We start from the raw sequence: 16,898 nt of genomic DNA on the forward strand, positions 1-16,898 counted from the left end.
TTAATATCAGTTTATTAGCGTTAAACACTTAAATTTCATCGCGAAGATGTGCGAAATTAAATTAATTTACGTACAGTCCAATTAAATTAACAAATATTAAAAGTCTCAAAATGAAATTAACGACCATCACCCTTGCGCTTAGCTTAGCGTTTGGCAGCCATGCATTTGCAGCCGATAAAAAAGACGAAAAAGAGTCAAAAACACTTAGCGAAATGATCAAAGGACAAACCGAATTTGCCGGTATATTTAGCCTTTATCAAGACGAAAAAACCGGTAAGCACCTTATGGTGATTAACGAATCCCAACTCAATACGCCGTTTGTGTATTTTGCGCACACTGTCGATGGCGTTACAGATGCAGGCCATTATCGTGGTTCGTACCGCGAAACTAAGTTAATTGAATTTAGAAAATACTTTGACCGTATCGATATTATTAGCAAAACACCTCGCTACAAATTTGACGAAAGTAGTGCAATTTCAAAAGCAAGTGATGCCAATATTAGTGAAGCGGTACTTGCGAGCATTAAAATAGAAAAAGAAGAAGACGGTAAAATAGCATTTAATGTAAATAAGTTATTTTTAAGCGAAGCACTTCATAAAGTATCACCTACACCAAATCCAGCAGATAAAAACGCTAAAAAACGCTTTAAAGTAGGTAAACTAGACGATAAAAAATCACGCATTATTAAACAGCGTCCATACCCTAATAACTTAGACGTGGTTGTTGATTACGTATTTACTAACCCAAGCCCAACGGTGCGTGGCTCAAATGCAGTAAGCGACCCGCGTAGCGTATCGGTAAAAGTTCAGCACTCGTTTGTCGCTCTACCTAACAATAACTACGCACCACGTATGGATGATGCGCGCATTGGTTATTTTACAAATCAATTTGATCAAATGACATCTACCGATTGGGCACCTTATCAAGATGTTATAAAACGCTGGGACTTACAAAAGAAAGACCCAAGTGCAGCGCTTTCAGAGCCAGTAAAACCAATTACTTGGTGGATAGAAAACACCACACCCATTGAATGGCGCGATACTATTCGTGACGCTGTTTTAACGTGGAATACCTCTTTTGAAAAAGCCGGCTTTAAAAATGCCTTAGAGGTAAAAGTACAACCAGACGATGCAGACTGGGATGCGGGCGATATCAATTACAACGTACTGCGTTGGACTTCGTCACCTAAACCTCCATTTGGCGGATACGGACCTGCACTTGCTAACCCATTAACTGGCGAAATACTGGGCTCAGACATTATGCTTGAGTTTGTATTTATGAAAAACCGCTGGATTTACGACACACTTTTCACTCAAGGAACAATGAGCCATGGTGATACAACACATACCGGCGAGCTAAATTGCTCTCTTGGGCATGAAATTCAACAAAATCTAATGCTTGCTAAAGGCCTTGCTAGCGGCGGAAAAATTGAAGATAAAGAAATGCTTCGCCAAGGTCTAACACAATTGGTACTTCACGAAGTAGGCCATACTTTAGGTCTTAACCACAATATGAAATCATCAATTTTGTGGGATGAAAAAGAAGTACACGACAAAAACAAAACCCAAGGCATAGTAACCGGCTCTGTTATGGATTATGCACCGGCTAACATTGCCCCAATTGGTGTGCAGCAAGGTGATATTTTTCAAACAAAACCAGGTCCTTACGATGATTGGGCAATTAACTATGGCTACAGCGTAGCGCTTGCAGATGAAGCTGCTGAGCAAGCTAGACTTGAAAAAATACTTGCTCGTTCAAGTGAACATGCCCTTGCCTTTGGTAACGACGCAGACGATATGCGCGCACCAGGTCGCCATATCGATCCACGTGTAATGATTGGTGATTTGTCATCAAACCCTGCGGCCTATGGCGCAGATCGTATGGCGCTAATTAATAAATTATTTACTGAGCTAAAAGATAAAGCAACAGTTAAAGGTGAGTCTTACCAACAGCTTGTTACCTCTGCTAACAGCTTATTTGGTCAGTACCGAGCTCAAGCGGGTGTTGTTTCTCGCCAGATTGGTGGTGTGTACGTTGAGCGTGCTGTAGTGGGTGATGCAAACGCAGATAAACCATTTACACCTGTATCGCTTGAGCGCCAAACACAAGCGATGGATATACTCGCAAAGTTTGTATTTGCACCAGACGTACTACAAAACATGCAACCTCTTTATAGCTACTTACAGCTGCAACGTCGTGGCTTTAATCACTATGGAAAAAATGAAGACCCTAAAGCACACCAAATGATTTTAGGAATGCAAAAGTCTGTACTTGCACAGCTATTACACCCAGCCGTATTACTGCGTATTTCTGATACTGCGTTGTACGGTAATGAATATAGCCTAACTCAGTTTATGCAAGATTTAACCGCTAATATTTTTGTGAAAAGCAAAGACGCAAACTCTATTAGTCACAACTTACAAATTGAGTATGTTAACCAGTTAATTGCAATTGCTGGTCTTGGCAAAGCAAGCAAATACGATAACTTGGCTAAAACAGCAGCGTTATATCAGCTAACTCAAATAGCCGATACCAGTGTTGCTTGGGGTGCAGATACAGCAACTAAAGCGCATAAAAAATATATTGATCGTTTAATTGCAAAAGCGCTAGAAGCATAAAATACCTCTACTAATTGAGTAAACCAAGGCCACGATTTACGTGGCCTTTTTTATAACTTAATTCACAGTTTAAATATAAATAGTGCCTTTTAAATACCTTACAGCATCTCCGGTCAAAGTGACGGTTGTATCATCCACTTTGCAAATTAAATGCCCGCCTCTGCTTGAAGCCTGATAAGCACTTAACGTAGTTTTACCCAATTGCTGCGCCCAGTAAGGTGCCAAGCCAGTATGAATTGAGCCCGTTACATAATCTTCGTCGCCACCGCTTGCAGGCCAAAAATAACGAGATATAAAATCGTACTCATCACTAGGTGCTGTAGCCACTACATCAAGTGGATAAAGCGTTTTTAAAAGCTCTGAGCTAGTTTTTAATTCAAGTATTTGGTCACCGCTTTCATAAATAACAAAGTAGGCTTGGCGATTTTTAAGCACTTTACTCGGTTGTATAGACAAGCCATCAAGCAGTTGCTGCGGCACATTTTGCACTTCAACCGGTGCTTGTTTTGGAAAGGTCATTGCAAAGCTGCCATCAGCGTTTTTATTAACGATTAGCTCGCCCACCGCATCAGCAATAAAGCGAATTTGCGATATATTATGCTCTTCACATAAAACATAGGCAGCCGCAAGTGTGGCGTGACCACAAAAGTCGATTTCCATCAACGGCGAAAACCAGCGAATAACAAAACTTCCATCGTCTTGCAGGCAGGTAAAAGCCGTTTCAGATACGTTATTCTCAGCACCAATTTTTAGCATTAAATCGTCACTTAACCACGATTCTAGTGGGATCACTGCCGCATAGTTACCTTTAAATAACTCATCCGTAAACGCATCAATTTGATGAATAGCTAATTGCATTTTAATTCCCCAAACTATTTTATATACACGCTGAAGGTAAAATTTCTTTTGGTACTGTTGTTTTATTTTCGCCAACCGCTTGCATGCCAGTTACCGGCTCGTCAAACCCACATAACCATGCAATTGGGCTTGTAGGGCTTCCCGTTACAACAGCCGGTCTGAATGTTAAAACTGTATTTTTCAAAAGCTGTGAAGCTTTATTACCCAAGCTAATATGAATAGCACCATTATCGACTGTGATGCCCGTCACTCGATTACCAATCAAAAATTTACTTGCAGGTACACCCGCTTGCTCATTACTTGCTGGAAAGCGCCTGTTTTCAAGATAATAAACCGTAACGTCTTCGCGAATAACAGCAGCCATTGCAAGTGGGTCAACAAGTTCTGCTCGTTGCATATACTTACTATATTGAGGTAGCGCAACAGCAGCTAAAATACCAATAATAGACACCACTACCATCAACTCTATTAACGTAAATCCTTTCGTTTTCATAGTACTTCTCCTAGCATAAATATTGGTTGGTAAGCCGCTTTAACAAACAGGTAAATAGAAACAACAATGACCAAACCATAAACAATAACGAGCTTATTTATATAGCTTTTAATATGCGCATTAAGTAATTTTAGCTGCTGCTTTAATAACGCTTTAAATTCTTCTTGGGTTTCTAAACCTAGCAGCTCGCATTTAGCTAAATGCTCGGTTTGGGGTGTAGAAGCTTTAATACCCTTTTTATGATTACTTGGAAATAATAGCGTGGTAATTAAAGAGTTATACTCATTAATTAATTGACGAGGAATAAGAAATTTAAATAAACCTGAAAAAGGCTTTAGCTCTGTGAGAGCACTTACATTTTTTAGCTTTAAAATAACGGTAAAAATAATACTCAGCAATAAAACGAGTAAGATGATTGGCACATACCAGTAAGTAAAATAATCATCAAATACATGATTTAAAGAAATAGTATGCTTGCTATATATCTCTACAAAAGAAGGCACAACAAAAGACTGATACAACAAAGAGGATAAAACATAAATAACAAATACAATGGTTAAGTAACTAAGCCAGCCCTTGTGCTCAAACTTAAATTCGTTAACTAATTCCGGTAAACATTGATAATACGCAGCTTGCTTTTGCGACGTTGCTTCATCTTGAGATGCAATTAGCGCAACTAAATTATGCGCTAATTTACTACGCGACCCGCTATTGGCATACATATTTAAATGGGGCTGTGTACTTAGCTCATCTTTTTGCTCTGTACTTAGTGTTTTAGAGCTATTAACACGGCAAATATAGCCAAACTGATTCCAATTCATACTTTATCCTTTTGTTAGATAAAGTAATTTGCCATAAATTAGGCTAAATAGGAACTTAAGTAGCTTGTTTTTAAGCCATTACAGGTCGCATTCTATAGTATTGCATACAACCAAATTGCACAGCATTGGTAAGCAATAGCATAATAAACATAAGTAAGTGCGCCGTGCTTGGAGCAACTGTCGTAAGCTCAACAACTAAGCCGCAAATACCAGCAATAAACTGCAAGCTAAAGTAGCGCGCGCTTAAATTATTCACATTACCCGTACGCAATGTTTTATAAGTTTGCGGCATAACACGTACCGAACTCATCACAAGACCAACATACGTTAAAGCGCTTAATACCGTTGCAGTATCAAGGCTTGAATTTAAAAGCAGTGAAAAAGGCAGTAACGAAAAACCTAGCATAGTAACCAGCTGTACACGTTCTCGTTTAGCTGCGTTGAAACGTGCAAAAAAATATAAAATAAGCCCGCTTAATGCACCGGTTACAATAAATGGTAACGCAATATAATAGCGCTCAAAGAAAATATTGTAGGTTATAAAATAAAGGCTTTGTGCTAATCCAAATGTCATCATTAATAGTGACAAACCAGAGACACTACGATTTTTTCGAATTTTGTTTAGTAATGGTAAAAAACTAAAAACCAAAATAAAAGAAGACAATATAGGCAAATAATGCGCCAAAGCAACCTCGCTCGTTATATAAATGTTAATTAAAAACAGAAATAAAAACATTTAATAAACATCTGTTTTTAAAAGGCTTTTACTATGAGCGCGGCATTGTAGAGCCGCGTAAATTTAACTCAACTAAATAAGACATTCTTATTTTAGGTACTGGCAAGCTAGGTATACAAAAACCGTAGAATTAAGTTCACGGTTTACTTATTTAATAGGAAACCTACTCACAAGCTATCAAATGAAAATGATAGTTGTTATCATGCGCAAGTCATTAACTGCAATATATAAAACTATCTATGAGAAAAACTCTTTTTAAAATTCACAGTTGGATCGCTCTTATAGCTCTCATTCCCTTGATTGTTATTAGTATTACAGGGAGCGTATTAGTTTTTAAAAGTGAAATAGATGGCTTACTTATGCCAAGCAGTCACTATGTTATAAAAGCACTGCCAGAGCGCATGCCAATCGACAAATTAATCGCAAAAACAGAGCTTGCTTACCCTGAGTATGTAGTAGGTAGTTGGGAAATATTTAACGATGATACTGCTGATCGGGTTTACTTAGTTAAACGCGGGACAGAGCAATGGTATAAGTTTCATTTAAACCAGTATACGGGTGACATTTTGTCAGAGCCTGTTGGTACCAGCCATTATTTTACTGATTGGTTTTTAGAACTGCATTACACCTTTTTACTTAACGACTTTAAAAACCTGCCAGGGCAAACAGGCACAGTACTAGGCTTCTTTTTTGCTCTGTTTTTATTGGTATTAGGTATTACAGGACTTATTATTTATCGTAAATTTTGGCAGCGCCTATTTAGTGTGCGCTGGCGTGCAACACTGCAAATTGTACTTAGCGACATTCATAAGATGACGGGGGTGATAGGGTCGCCCATCATTATTATTTTAGCTATTACAGGTGGCTACTTTAACTGGGCGGTGTGGTATCACGAAGTTATTGAACACGCTGAGGAAGAGCACTTTGTACTAACCAAAAACTTGCACAGTAGCGATATTTCGTTTCAACACATACTTGATGACAGTAAAAAGCAAATACCCACTTTTAATGGTACGTTTTTAGTTATGCCACTCGAGCCTGACGAAAATATCACCTTATTCGGCGAAGTCGATACAAATAACCCACTTGCGAGCGAATATGCCAATACGGTTAGCTACGATAAGCAAACAGGCGAACATTTAACTAACTGGGATATTCGCGAAGTTGGCGTTGGCTGGCAAGTAATTGATAGCTTTAGAAAACTTCATTTTGGCTACTTTGCAGGGCTAATAAGTAAAATACTGTGGTGCGTAATTGGTTTGAGCCCAGTGTGGCTAGCAGGTACTGGTTTTTACTTGTGGTTTACCCGCCGTAAACGTAAAAAACAATCACAAAAAAATCGCTCAAGTAAACGCAGTACAGCAAGTGCTTGATTAAAAACCCACCACATTGTAATGTAAAATTTAACAATGGAGTGGGTTTATGATGTTTTATAAAATAGCAGTCTGTATTACTTTTTTATATTTAGTTGGATGTAACACAACCAAGGTTCACCAAGTAGAACAACAAATAGAGCTTGAACAACTATTAAACCATTCTTTGTTTAATAAACTCGACACTCCTTCTGAGTACAGTATTTTCGAGCTGCCAAATGCTGAAAAAGAAAAATTTTTAGCCTATGCCGAAAAACAAAAACAGTCTGAAATCCGTCATGACCGCATTATTTACAACTACCTCGAAAGCAACTTAGCTAACTTTAAATACCACGGCGATACACTTACTTCAGCCCAAGCCTTAAAACTTTCGCAAGGCAACTGCATTAGCTTAGCTGTTTTAACACAAAGCTATGCACAAGCTCTCGGATTAGAAACGAGCTTTCAAGAAGTAACAAGTCAGCCTGTATACGCAAAAGAAAATAATGTTGTTTATGTAGCAAGCCACTTTAGAACAAGAGTATACGCCCCAAAAGTAGATAAAAAGGATGATAATATTGTTGAATTTTTCAGAGCGGGCACCTTAATCGACTACTTTCCTACCCGTCGCAGCTTTTATTCAAGCAGTGCAGATTATAACGATTTAGTTTCTAAGTTTTACAGTAATTTAGCTGCAACAGCGCTAGCAGACAAACAGCTGGATATTGCGTACTCACTTATTCTACAAGCAAACAAATACACTCCCAATGATCCTGAATTATTTAATATAGCGGGCATTTTGCATCGTCGGGCTGGTGATTTACAAAGCGCTAAAAACATCTATCAAACAGCACTTAGTAATAATGAAATAAGCATTAATTTAATCAGAAACTATCAGCTTTTAGCTAAAAAATTAGGCGACAAAGAGCTGGTTAAAAAGCTCACTTCACAATTAGTTAATAAAGAAAAAGACCCATACGAATTACTAGTAATCGCTAAAAACGACTTACAAGCTGGCCACGCTCATCAGGCTAAAGCACACCTTGAGCAAGCTATTACTAAAGCGCCTTACATTGCTGAGTTATACTTGGAACTCGCAAAAGTTCGCTATCAACAAGGTAATATTAAACAAACACAAACCTTACTTGAGAAAGCTATCGAACTAGAACGTGATAACCAAAAAATCGATGTATATCAAGCTAAGTTACTATCCTTGCAGATGGATAAGTAACTTAGACAATTGATATTTATAGCGAATAATAAAAGCTCAGCCACGCTCGCATTTCATCCTCAAAACTGTCGCCTTCTACTCGCGACAATCCCATATTAAATATTAAGTCATTTATACCAGCAGGCCCCATTCCAAAACTAAAATCACCTTGGTGTTTTATCCCGTAACTTTGTGCATATACGGTGCCGTCGAGTTGATGTTGCTTGTAATAAAGCCACGGCATGCCTTCTTTAAAGCTAAAGCCGCCACCGTAACCTTGATAGCGCTTTGCAGCTGCGCTATAAAAAGGCAGCTCAGATGAAAGTACATATTCACTATTTTGCTGCTGATTAATAAGATTTGAGCTAAAGCCACCTAATGCAAGGCTGCTGTCATCACGTTGCTTTTGAGAAAAATTTGCATAAAGAGGAATACCAAACGCTTTACCAAAAATTTTGGCGGCTAAATCGTAACCTTGCCAATTATTATTTTTGGTGCTGCCATCGTACCAACTCGCATAAAGGCTTTGGCCTATTACAAAGTCTTGACGATCATATTGCCAATTTTGGGCAACGCCTAAACGCGTCCAATTTTTATGGCTTTGTTTATAATCAGTGTAATTGTAGGCAAGCTCTGGCGTTAAACTTAGCTGCCCAAATTTAACAGGGTAACTTATTGCAGCAAAACCACCACGGGCATCCATATCTGCATTTAGGCTTTGTTGATACTGCCGCGATGTATTTAAATTATAGTCAAACAGTGCAAGTTTCAGTTTTACATCAAGCGCATTATATTTTGCCTGCACATAACCACCGTGCAGTGCTCCATCGTGTAAATCAGTGCTATATCCTGCTTGCAAGTCGAGCTGTTTTAATAAATCGCTACTTTTAATACTTAAATCTAACAAACTGGTAGAAGCCGAATAATACTGCGTCCCTAGTGCAAAAGTAGCGTGCTGGTCGAGCACGTTGTAATTTGTTTGCTGCGTTGTTTGGTGCGTTGTTTGGTGCGTATATACTTTAGCTTTTGGAAGCGTATGTTCGTTTACAATGAGCAGCGGTGCTTTTTTATTAGCCGAAAATTCAGTAACTACAGTGCTGTTTATAGCTTTTGGCAATGTTTTTACATTTGGCCCATCTGCGGTTATCGAAAAATAGAGTAACGAGCCATCAGCCATTTCAATCGGGTGAGCAACGGCTTCCTGCCCCTGAGTTAACTTGCTGAGTGTTTTACTCTCTATGTTGTAGTTATAAATATCAGTAGCGCTATTTAAGCCTGCAACAAAGTAAAGTGACTCACCATTAAGACTAAAGCTCGGCTGACTTAAATATTGATACCCGTTTGGCATAGGTATTAATTGCTGCTTATTACTACCCACATCTTGTATATACAATTGCCAGTTTTCATTTAATGACGTTGATAAATAAGCTAATTTAGTTTCATCAGGACTGAGTAGTGGGTAATCGTAAGTTGTCTCAAGGCTTTTTGTAAATAATGGTGTGGTGGTTTGCGTATTGAGATCAACCTTTACTAATTCAGAGTAGCCACCTCTTATTTGCTCGCCATACAAGGTTTCACCGTTACTGGTTACGCTAAATCGTCGTATACCAGCAAGTTTGGTAAGTTGTGTAATATTTCCAGTGTCAGTGTTATAGCTAAATATGTCAGACACTTTGTTATAAATACCCGACTCTTCATTGCTGTACGCATTAAAATACAACGTTGTGTTATTTACCCATTGCGGGTTTGCAATACCGGCTCGATTAATTTGATTAAGCACTTGTTTTTGTTCGCGCTCAAACACACTTGGCGCTGTATCGGGGATGTCCTGTGCATCGTTTTTGAGTAGCTCTTTTTGCGCTTTAGTAAACTCCTCTTGCGCCTTTATGTTGTCGTCCGTGCTATAAATTACAAGCTTGGTATTACTCTCTTTATCTCGCTCAACAATCGCAATCTTACTACCATCTTTTGAAAGTGCAGGGTTACTTGCATATAAGTTAAGTTCAAGCCAAAGTTCACTATTAAGTAACGGCTCTCCTTGTTCTATTTGCATTGCTTTATAGGTATATTCAGCTATAAATCGACGATATAGCTTGGCTGCACTTTGCCCAAACACACCGCTAAATGCCTCATCAAAATCACGCGTTTTTACGCCTTGCATTCGCGTCCAAACACTATCGAGTGTTTGCTCTGAATCGTTTTTCTCTAACCAATTTAAAAAGCGACTACCCATTAAATACGCCATTGAGCCGCCCATAAAGCCCTGCTCGCCATTTAATTGCCCATAGGTTGGCAAAGCACCTTGCTGAGCAAATTCTCGCAGTATTGATTCTGAGTAGTTATCAAATAAACGCCCACGGCCCGTCATTTTAGACTCAATCAATGTGGCATAACCTTCGGCTACCCAGCGCGGTGTATCACTGTAAGTTAAGTCGTATAAATCCCATACGCCACGTACTTTTTGCTGCCAGTGATTGCGTGTAGGCTGTGCTAAGTGTACTAAGTGAATATATTCATGCAGTACAAGTAACTGCTGCCAGCCAGCGCTGTTTGATATAACTGTGTCGGATTGTGGTGGGGTTGTAAAAAGTGCCATTACAGGATTATTTGAGGTAGGTAGCGCAAAGCCATTTGCTGCATTTAGGGGATCAAACACCACTACATCAACTGTTTTATCAAGTGCTCGGTTTTGCTGCTCAAGCACTTTGGTGCGTACTATTTCAAGCTCTGCTGCAGTTGAATTAGCAAAATCAGCATGCTCAACACTGTAGTGAATGTTGAAATGTTCGGTATGAATAGTTTGCCAATCGGCTGCAAAGCTCGGTGCTGCTAGTAATAAAGCTGATGCGATAAGTGTTTTTTTCATGAGCGTCCCTAAAAGAATTCCTTAATACCATCTAGGGTATTATTAAATGTCTTTCATGGGCAGTAAGAAAGTGTAATAAAACATGTGAAAATGGGTATTTACACATGTTTTATTAGGGTAATTTACATCCAGCTGCGAGTATCTGACTCAATCTGCTTAATTGTAAAATCAATAATAAAGTCAGCATCTTGCTGCTTTATATAGGGCATAAATGCAAAGCCTGAAGCAAGTTGTATATACAGGCTTTTTAAGCCTGATTTTCTCATTAAGTACGTACTTATACTGCGCGCACTTTGCGCTTTATAAAGCTCAAAAACACGGTAATGAACGCCAATCATACCTTTGCGTACAACCATGTAAAATCGGCCATTATCCTCATGCATGTAATAACCATAACGCTGATACGACAAAGTCACCAAGCCAGAAAACACCACCAAAACACCAAGGCTTATCAGAGTATTAATATCAGCAATAAAACAAAAGCCAAACACGAGTGCACTGGGTAGCAGTGAATAAAAGCCTAAATTTTTATACAAAAGCGCTCGCTCTGCGCGCTTAAAAGCGAGTTTTTTACTATTAAACCACGGGTAAATCCATTGGCATACACTATCAACTTGTTCGCTATTTAATACAGGTAGTACTAACGTTTGTTTATTTTTTTTAGCCGCCACACCGGCTGCTATTCCGCCGCTACTTGCTTGTAAACACTCAACGGTAAATCGCTTTAGTAATCGCCCCATTAGGTTTTGTTTAATAACAATAGATTGCACCTTGTCCATGCTCATTGAAAGCTGATGACGCTCTAACAAGCCAGCAATACGTTTAAACTTTTGACCTTTAAAATAAAGCTCAAAGTTATAAAAGCGAATAAGCGACATAGTCACCGATAGCATTACAGCCACCAAAACTAGCAAAACAATTAAGGTGATCATCGCAAAGGTAGCAGCACTTGCCAGCATACCAAGCTCTTGTTGATAAAAGCCTTCTACTTTCGCAATAATTTGCTTCTCTAAAAAATCAACAATTAGGTTTATAAAAGGGGCCAAAGCAGCCATTGCAAAAATGGCCATATTCGACATCAAACCAAATTTGGCTATTTCTTTATTGCTAATGCTTAGGCTGTTTTCGATAGTGTCTGTTTCGCTTTGTTCAGTATTTGGTGCTTCTTGCTGTTGCTGCGCTTTAAAATCAAATATTTGTTTACGCATTTGCTGTGCATAATCTTTAGTGACACCAGGTAAAACAACTTCTTGCGACACACTGCCTGCGGCATCAAAAATACAATTAACTAAGTTTACGGGGGTAAAATAAAACGGCTCGGCAATATTAACGTTTTGCACGCGGCCAAATTTAAGCGTAAGTCGCTCTTTTTTAAATACACCTTTGTTAAGCAATATTTCGTTGTCGCTACTAATACTAAACTTAAAATTTAAATAATATAAAAATGAGTAAACAAGTAGCAAAATTAGTGCAATACCGCCTGCAACCTGCGCCCAAAACAACTTATTTTCTACTTGAGTAACAAACACGACAAGCATGGGCAGTAAGTTTAAAAGGCCATCTTTTACAAAGCGCACACTAAAGTGCACAACAAAGTATAAAAGTGCCCAGGGCGATACTTTCTGCCAGTAAATAGGGCTGGCTTTATCTTCGATAGTTGTATTACTCATCGACTAAAGCTGCCTGAGTAGTTGCGTCGTCTTGGCGGTAGTTTTGTACAAATTGGCGCATATTTTTACAATCATCATGGGTTAGCCCGCTAATTTGTAAATCGGCACTTACACCGCCAGCGCTAAATAATTTAATGCTTGCAAGGCTAAGTTTTCGCTCTATTGGCCCTTGGTGTATTTCCATATGCTGTACACGCGCTAAAGGTAATACCGTCACTTGTTGCCAAATAACGCCTTTTTTAAAAGCAATGTCATGATCTCGCACTGCAAAACCTCGCAACCTCACACTTATCATGTTGTACGCCATAGATACGGCCACCAAAATTGGCATGCCAATTAGTAAATATGTTTGTGCGTTATTAGCAAAGGCTTCATTAAAATAACAAACAGCAACAAGCGCTCCAATTAGCGGTACATAAAACAGAAGCGAGCTAAGGTGTGTATGTAATAAGGCTTTATCAGCCAATGGCTTAAAGCTAATATCACTATGCTTTGGTAAATCCATTATTTGTTGATTGTTAAACACTATTTGTCCCTATTTCTGCTTTTAATTATGACTAGCTTACCAACTAATGGTAGTTATTAAGGTGTGGCTTTGTTTTGGCTCAAGCGTTACTTCATCTGTCAGTACATTAGCGGCCTCTAGACACAGCATTGTTTTATATTCATCGTCAGCAAAGTTAGATAAGCGTTTTGATTTTTCTATCCATGGGTTCCACAGTACACACGAGTTTGAATTTTCACGGCTCACATTAATAACACCTTCTGGCGTGTTAATGGTTTGCATTGTACTTGCTTGTGTATAAACCATGTCGGTTTCGCGATTAAAGCTTACAACATCATTTTGTACAAATGGCCCTTCACTAAACTCAATATATTGCGCGCCTTGCAAACCATCAACATGGGTATTTATAATATCTGAGGTTGGAAAATAGGTATGCAGCGCTTGAGTAAAGCTAAATGGCACACTTCCTAAGTTAGTGGTCGTTAAGCGAACCTGTAATTTATCGCTTAATATAAACTCAACTTTTAATGCGCACTGATGCGGCCAATACGTTGTATTAACAAGTTTCATGGGGAGCTTTAAACTAACTGCAATTTGCTCATCAGATTCGTGTACTTCATCGGCTTGCCATACGCTTGTGCGCGCAAAACCGTGGGCAGGCCACCCATCATTAGCGTGTGTACCAAACCACGGCCAACAAATAGGAATACCACCTCGAATACTCGCCCCTTCTTGATAGGTTTCCTCTTGTGAAACCCAAATAAGTGGCTTGTTATTTTTAGGGATAAACTCGGTAATTTGCCCACCTTGCAAAAATATTTTTGCGTCGCACTTTTCACTAGCTACTTTAATAAACTCAAGTCCGGATTCGCTTTGCTCAATGCTAACTGATGGCGATAATTTCATACCTTCCCCTATAATACTGATACTAAAGATTTTTAATGTTTACATCTAAACAATAATGCATGCTTAAAGTATACGCTATTGATATTAAATATTGATTGCTGAATTTGTTCATTGCCGATTAATACATATACAGTAAACTCACAAACAATTACTTTGTACTAACAGCTGTAAATGAATAATACTAAAGTCTATACAATAAGACTTGCCAATTATTCACAACATACGTACTGTGCGCAACTTAATGCACACAAGGTGCTAAGAAAATTTACCAATATTTAAACAATATAATTTTACATTAGTTACTGCTCTAACTATTAAAAACCAATAAAAGCGGGCTAAAGTACAATATATTATTTGAATTCAATTTATTTGATGTGTAACATTTCGCGATTACGGCAAACTACCGCCCCATCGACGAGATAAGCAAATGCAAAAATATGACGAGTTATTGGTTTCTTTACGTAAAGTTATCCGCGCGATTGACTTACATTCTAAGCAGCTAAATAAAACTTCGGGTTTAACTGGCCCACAATTGCTTATAATGCAAGAAGTGCAAAAAACCGATGGAATAACGGCGAGCCGTATTGCTCAAAATGTAAATTTAAGCCCAGCAACGGTCACCAATATTCTCGACAGAATAGAAAGCAGAAACTTAGTAACACGCGTACGCAGTCAAATGGATAAACGCAGAGTGAGCTTATACCTCACCGATAAAGGAAAAGAGTTACTTGATAAAGCACCTCAGCCATTGCAAGAACACTTTATTGAAAAGTTTTCTGCACTTGCTGAATGGGAACAGAGCCTTTTACTCTCATCAATGCAGCGTGTAGCCGCAATGATGGATGCAGATAAATTAGATGCATCGCCCCTTCTAGAAGTTGGTGCGCTTACTCAAGCTCCTAAAGAATAAATAATAAAAAAAATACATAGTTTTTGTACTTACCCTAAACGTAAGGCGTTTTTTTACGTCTTGAATTTTTTATTTTTTAATCAAAATCTGAGCGGCAATTATGACTAAACTCTCAAAATTAACACTAGCACTAGTTCTAGGTGGTGTTACAAGTACTTCTTATGCGTCTGATGATCTAGACACGTTACAAAGCCAACTTAAGCAGTTAAAGCAACAAATGCAACTGCTTGAAAATAAGTTAGCTGATGAAAAAACAAAACAGCAAAAAATTAATGAGCAACACAAGCAAGAAGTTGCAAAAATTAGTAAAAAAGCTGATAACAAAGAAGTTGTTGTTGCTGCCGCTGAATCTGAGAAAAAAGACGAAGGCGTTAAAATTGGTGGCGCAGTGCGTTTTAATTACAGCACTAATTCATACGATGAAGACACTCAAGATCGTAGCGGCGACTTAGACTTTGAAGTATTTCGCATTAACTTATCTGGCGAAATAAACGATATTTCTGTTAATGGTGATTTTCGCTTTTACGATTACATGACCATTGTTAAGTATGCATACTTAGGTTACGAATTTACTGATGGCTGGGAAGCACAAGCTGGTATTGCACCTGTCCCTTTTGGTAATGGCCCATACAACTCACACAGCTACTTTTTTAGCACTAACTACTATGTTGGCCTAGAAGACGACTTTGACTTGGGTGTAACAGTAAACCGTAAACTAAAAGATAACTGGAAACTAGACCTAGGCTTTTTCAAAAATGATGAAGTAGGCGGCGTTGATGGCAGCTCTGAAGTTAACGAGCGTTACTCTTTTGATATAGTTGGTAGCCGTGCAACAACCGAAGGCACATACGATGCACCTGGCTCTCGCCTTGGTGAATACAACACATTTGCAGCTCGTACAGTGTACCAAATTGAGCATGGCGAAAACGCTAAAACCGATGTGGGTATATCACTATTAAGCGGTGGCTTACATGATGGTAACGACCGTGCAGGTAACTACGGCGCATGGGCGTTCCACGTAAACAGCCAAATAAATAACTGGAATATTCAATTTCAGCACGGTGAGTACGACTACGATCTAGACGACAACAGCAACCGCTTTGTTGTAGGTGCGTTTGACTACTACGACACCGTATCAAGCGAAGCTACCATGACTAACTTTAACGTAGCTTACGATCTATCGGTTGATTTAGGCCCTATAACAGGCGTACAGTTTTACAACGATTACGGCATCATTTACGACAAATCTGACGACAGTGCAGATACATGGATGAACGTAACAGGTATGAGCGTATCAGCAGGCCCGTTATTTACGTACTTTGACTTTATTCAAGCACGTAACCAGCCATTTATTGGCGGAACAATTATTGGTGATGGCGATACAGAGCGTCGCTTTAACATCAACGTAGGTTACTACTTCTAGATAAGTAAAACCTATTTTATAAATTTAAAAGGGCAAACTTAGTTTGCCCTTTTTTATGTTTTTACACTTCGATTTTATAACTATTTGGCCTACAATCGAAAGTATCAGCCATTACTAAAAAGAACCTAAGTGAATATAAAAGCAGTGCTTATTTGTTATAAAAACTTATGGTTTAAAGCACTTGGCTTAATACTTGTAGCCTTGGGCATTATTGGCATTGTGCTGCCGGTCATGCCTACCACTATATTTTTTATTTTAGCGCTCACCTGCTTTACTCGCTCATCACCCGCGCTTGAACAATGGCTGTTAAACCACCCTCGTTACGGTGTAACTTTGCAGCAATGGCAAGCCCATAAAGTAATGCCTGTAAAAGCCAAATGCTACGCCGCCATTGGCATGTTAATTGGATTTATATTTTTACTGTATTCAGCCGCCCCTATTTGGGTTATTTATCTCGTTGCAGTAATAGAAGTATTGGTAATGATTTACCTTATTTTAAGACCTTCCAGCCCTCCTAAGCATTAAATATT

14 protein-coding genes are annotated in these 16,898 nt (G+C 38.7%); 6 read left to right on the forward strand and 8 right to left on the reverse strand.

Going from position 1 to position 16,898, the window contains the following annotated elements; genetic code table 11:
• Positions 1–110: 110 nt before the first annotated feature.
• Positions 111–2,618, forward strand: coding sequence for a zinc-dependent metalloprotease (locus H5115_RS08365; protein ID WP_182754720.1), 2,508 nt, complete (start codon positions 111–113; stop codon positions 2,616–2,618).
• A 69-nt stretch (positions 2,619–2,687) separates the two neighbouring features.
• On the opposite strand, the gene H5115_RS08370 is transcribed toward H5115_RS08365, so the two are convergent.
• The 4 genes from H5115_RS08370 to H5115_RS08385 form a co-directional block, all read right to left on the reverse strand.
• Positions 2,688–3,476: a PhzF family phenazine biosynthesis protein gene (locus H5115_RS08370; RefSeq protein ID WP_182754722.1), complete on the reverse strand. Its 789-nt coding sequence runs from the start codon at positions 3,474–3,476 to the stop codon at positions 2,688–2,690.
• Between the two features lie 19 nt (positions 3,477–3,495).
• Positions 3,496–3,969 (reverse strand): pilin, encoded by a 474-nt coding sequence (locus H5115_RS08375; protein WP_182754724.1) that lies wholly within the window; start codon positions 3,967–3,969, stop codon positions 3,496–3,498.
• Entirely contained in the window at positions 3,966–4,790 is an 825-nt protein-coding gene (locus tag H5115_RS08380) for a hypothetical protein (RefSeq protein WP_182754726.1), read from the reverse strand. The genes H5115_RS08375 and H5115_RS08380 overlap by 4 nt, the downstream gene beginning before the upstream one ends.
• Positions 4,791–4,860: 70 nt before the next feature.
• On the reverse strand, positions 4,861–5,475 hold the full coding sequence (locus H5115_RS08385) for a PQ-loop repeat-containing protein (protein WP_182672142.1): 615 nt from the start codon (positions 5,473–5,475) through the stop codon (positions 4,861–4,863).
• 290 nt (positions 5,476–5,765) lie between these two features.
• Here H5115_RS08385 and H5115_RS08390 point away from each other — a divergent pair, with 290 nt between their 5' ends.
• A complete protein-coding gene (locus H5115_RS08390; RefSeq protein ID WP_182674505.1) occupies positions 5,766–6,899 on the forward strand; it encodes a PepSY domain-containing protein in 1,134 nt (377 codons plus the stop codon).
• Positions 6,900–6,948: 49 nt separating this feature from the next.
• Positions 6,949–8,109: a lipopolysaccharide assembly protein LapB gene (locus H5115_RS08395; protein WP_182754728.1), complete on the forward strand. Its 1,161-nt coding sequence runs from the start codon at positions 6,949–6,951 to the stop codon at positions 8,107–8,109.
• A 16-nt stretch (positions 8,110–8,125) separates the two neighbouring features.
• Here the strand turns inward: H5115_RS08395 and H5115_RS08400 are convergent, their stop codons facing one another.
• The 4 genes from H5115_RS08400 to H5115_RS08415 form a co-directional block, all read right to left on the reverse strand.
• Positions 8,126–10,954, reverse strand: coding sequence for a hypothetical protein (locus H5115_RS08400; RefSeq protein ID WP_182754730.1), 2,829 nt, complete (start codon positions 10,952–10,954; stop codon positions 8,126–8,128).
• 122 nt (positions 10,955–11,076) lie between these two features.
• Entirely contained in the window at positions 11,077–12,624 is a 1,548-nt protein-coding gene (locus H5115_RS08405) for a PH domain-containing protein (RefSeq protein WP_182754732.1), read from the reverse strand.
• Entirely contained in the window at positions 12,617–13,150 is a 534-nt protein-coding gene (locus tag H5115_RS08410) for a PH domain-containing protein (protein WP_182754734.1), read from the reverse strand. The genes H5115_RS08405 and H5115_RS08410 overlap by 8 nt, the downstream gene beginning before the upstream one ends.
• 36 nt (positions 13,151–13,186) lie before the next feature.
• Positions 13,187–14,035 (reverse strand): D-hexose-6-phosphate mutarotase, encoded by an 849-nt coding sequence (locus H5115_RS08415; RefSeq protein WP_182754735.1) that lies wholly within the window; start codon positions 14,033–14,035, stop codon positions 13,187–13,189.
• A 427-nt stretch (positions 14,036–14,462) separates the two neighbouring features.
• On the opposite strand from H5115_RS08415, the gene H5115_RS08420 reads away from it, so the two are divergent.
• From H5115_RS08420 to H5115_RS08430, 3 genes are all read left to right on the forward strand, one after another.
• Positions 14,463–14,945 (forward strand): MarR family winged helix-turn-helix transcriptional regulator, encoded by a 483-nt coding sequence (locus tag H5115_RS08420; protein ID WP_002960189.1) that lies wholly within the window; start codon positions 14,463–14,465, stop codon positions 14,943–14,945.
• Between the two features lie 100 nt (positions 14,946–15,045).
• Positions 15,046–16,368, forward strand: coding sequence for a carbohydrate porin (locus H5115_RS08425; RefSeq protein ID WP_182754737.1), 1,323 nt, complete (start codon positions 15,046–15,048; stop codon positions 16,366–16,368).
• A gap of 129 nt (positions 16,369–16,497) precedes the next feature.
• Entirely contained in the window at positions 16,498–16,893 is a 396-nt protein-coding gene (locus tag H5115_RS08430) for a YbaN family protein (protein ID WP_182754739.1), read from the forward strand.
• The last annotated feature ends 5 nt before the right edge of the window (positions 16,894–16,898 follow it).

Source organism: Pseudoalteromonas sp. SR44-2, assembly GCF_014163745.1.
GTDB classification, from domain to species: domain Bacteria; phylum Pseudomonadota; class Gammaproteobacteria; order Enterobacterales; family Alteromonadaceae; genus Pseudoalteromonas; species Pseudoalteromonas distincta.

What these genes read in the sequence shown, in the direction of transcription:
- H5115_RS08370 (WP_182754722.1), bottom strand. Translation starts at nt 3,476, where the DNA reads ATGCAATTAGCTATTCATCAAATTGATGCGTTTACGGATGAGTTATTT.
- H5115_RS08415 (WP_182754735.1), bottom strand. Translation starts at nt 14,035, where the DNA reads ATGAAATTATCGCCATCAGTTAGCATTGAGCAAAGCGAATCCGGACTT.
- H5115_RS08375 (WP_182754724.1), bottom strand. Translation starts at nt 3,969, where the DNA reads ATGAAAACGAAAGGATTTACGTTAATAGAGTTGATGGTAGTGGTGTCT.
- H5115_RS08395 (WP_182754728.1), top strand. Translation starts at nt 6,949, where the DNA reads ATGATGTTTTATAAAATAGCAGTCTGTATTACTTTTTTATATTTAGTT.
- H5115_RS08405 (WP_182754732.1), bottom strand. Translation starts at nt 12,624, where the DNA reads ATGAGTAATACAACTATCGAAGATAAAGCCAGCCCTATTTACTGGCAG.
- H5115_RS08380 (WP_182754726.1), bottom strand. Translation starts at nt 4,790, where the DNA reads ATGAATTGGAATCAGTTTGGCTATATTTGCCGTGTTAATAGCTCTAAA.
- H5115_RS08420 (WP_002960189.1), top strand. Translation starts at nt 14,463, where the DNA reads ATGCAAAAATATGACGAGTTATTGGTTTCTTTACGTAAAGTTATCCGC.
- H5115_RS08390 (WP_182674505.1), top strand. Translation starts at nt 5,766, where the DNA reads ATGAGAAAAACTCTTTTTAAAATTCACAGTTGGATCGCTCTTATAGCT.
- H5115_RS08425 (WP_182754737.1), top strand. Translation starts at nt 15,046, where the DNA reads ATGACTAAACTCTCAAAATTAACACTAGCACTAGTTCTAGGTGGTGTT.
- H5115_RS08400 (WP_182754730.1), bottom strand. Translation starts at nt 10,954, where the DNA reads ATGAAAAAAACACTTATCGCATCAGCTTTATTACTAGCAGCACCGAGC.
- H5115_RS08365 (WP_182754720.1), top strand. Translation starts at nt 111, where the DNA reads ATGAAATTAACGACCATCACCCTTGCGCTTAGCTTAGCGTTTGGCAGC.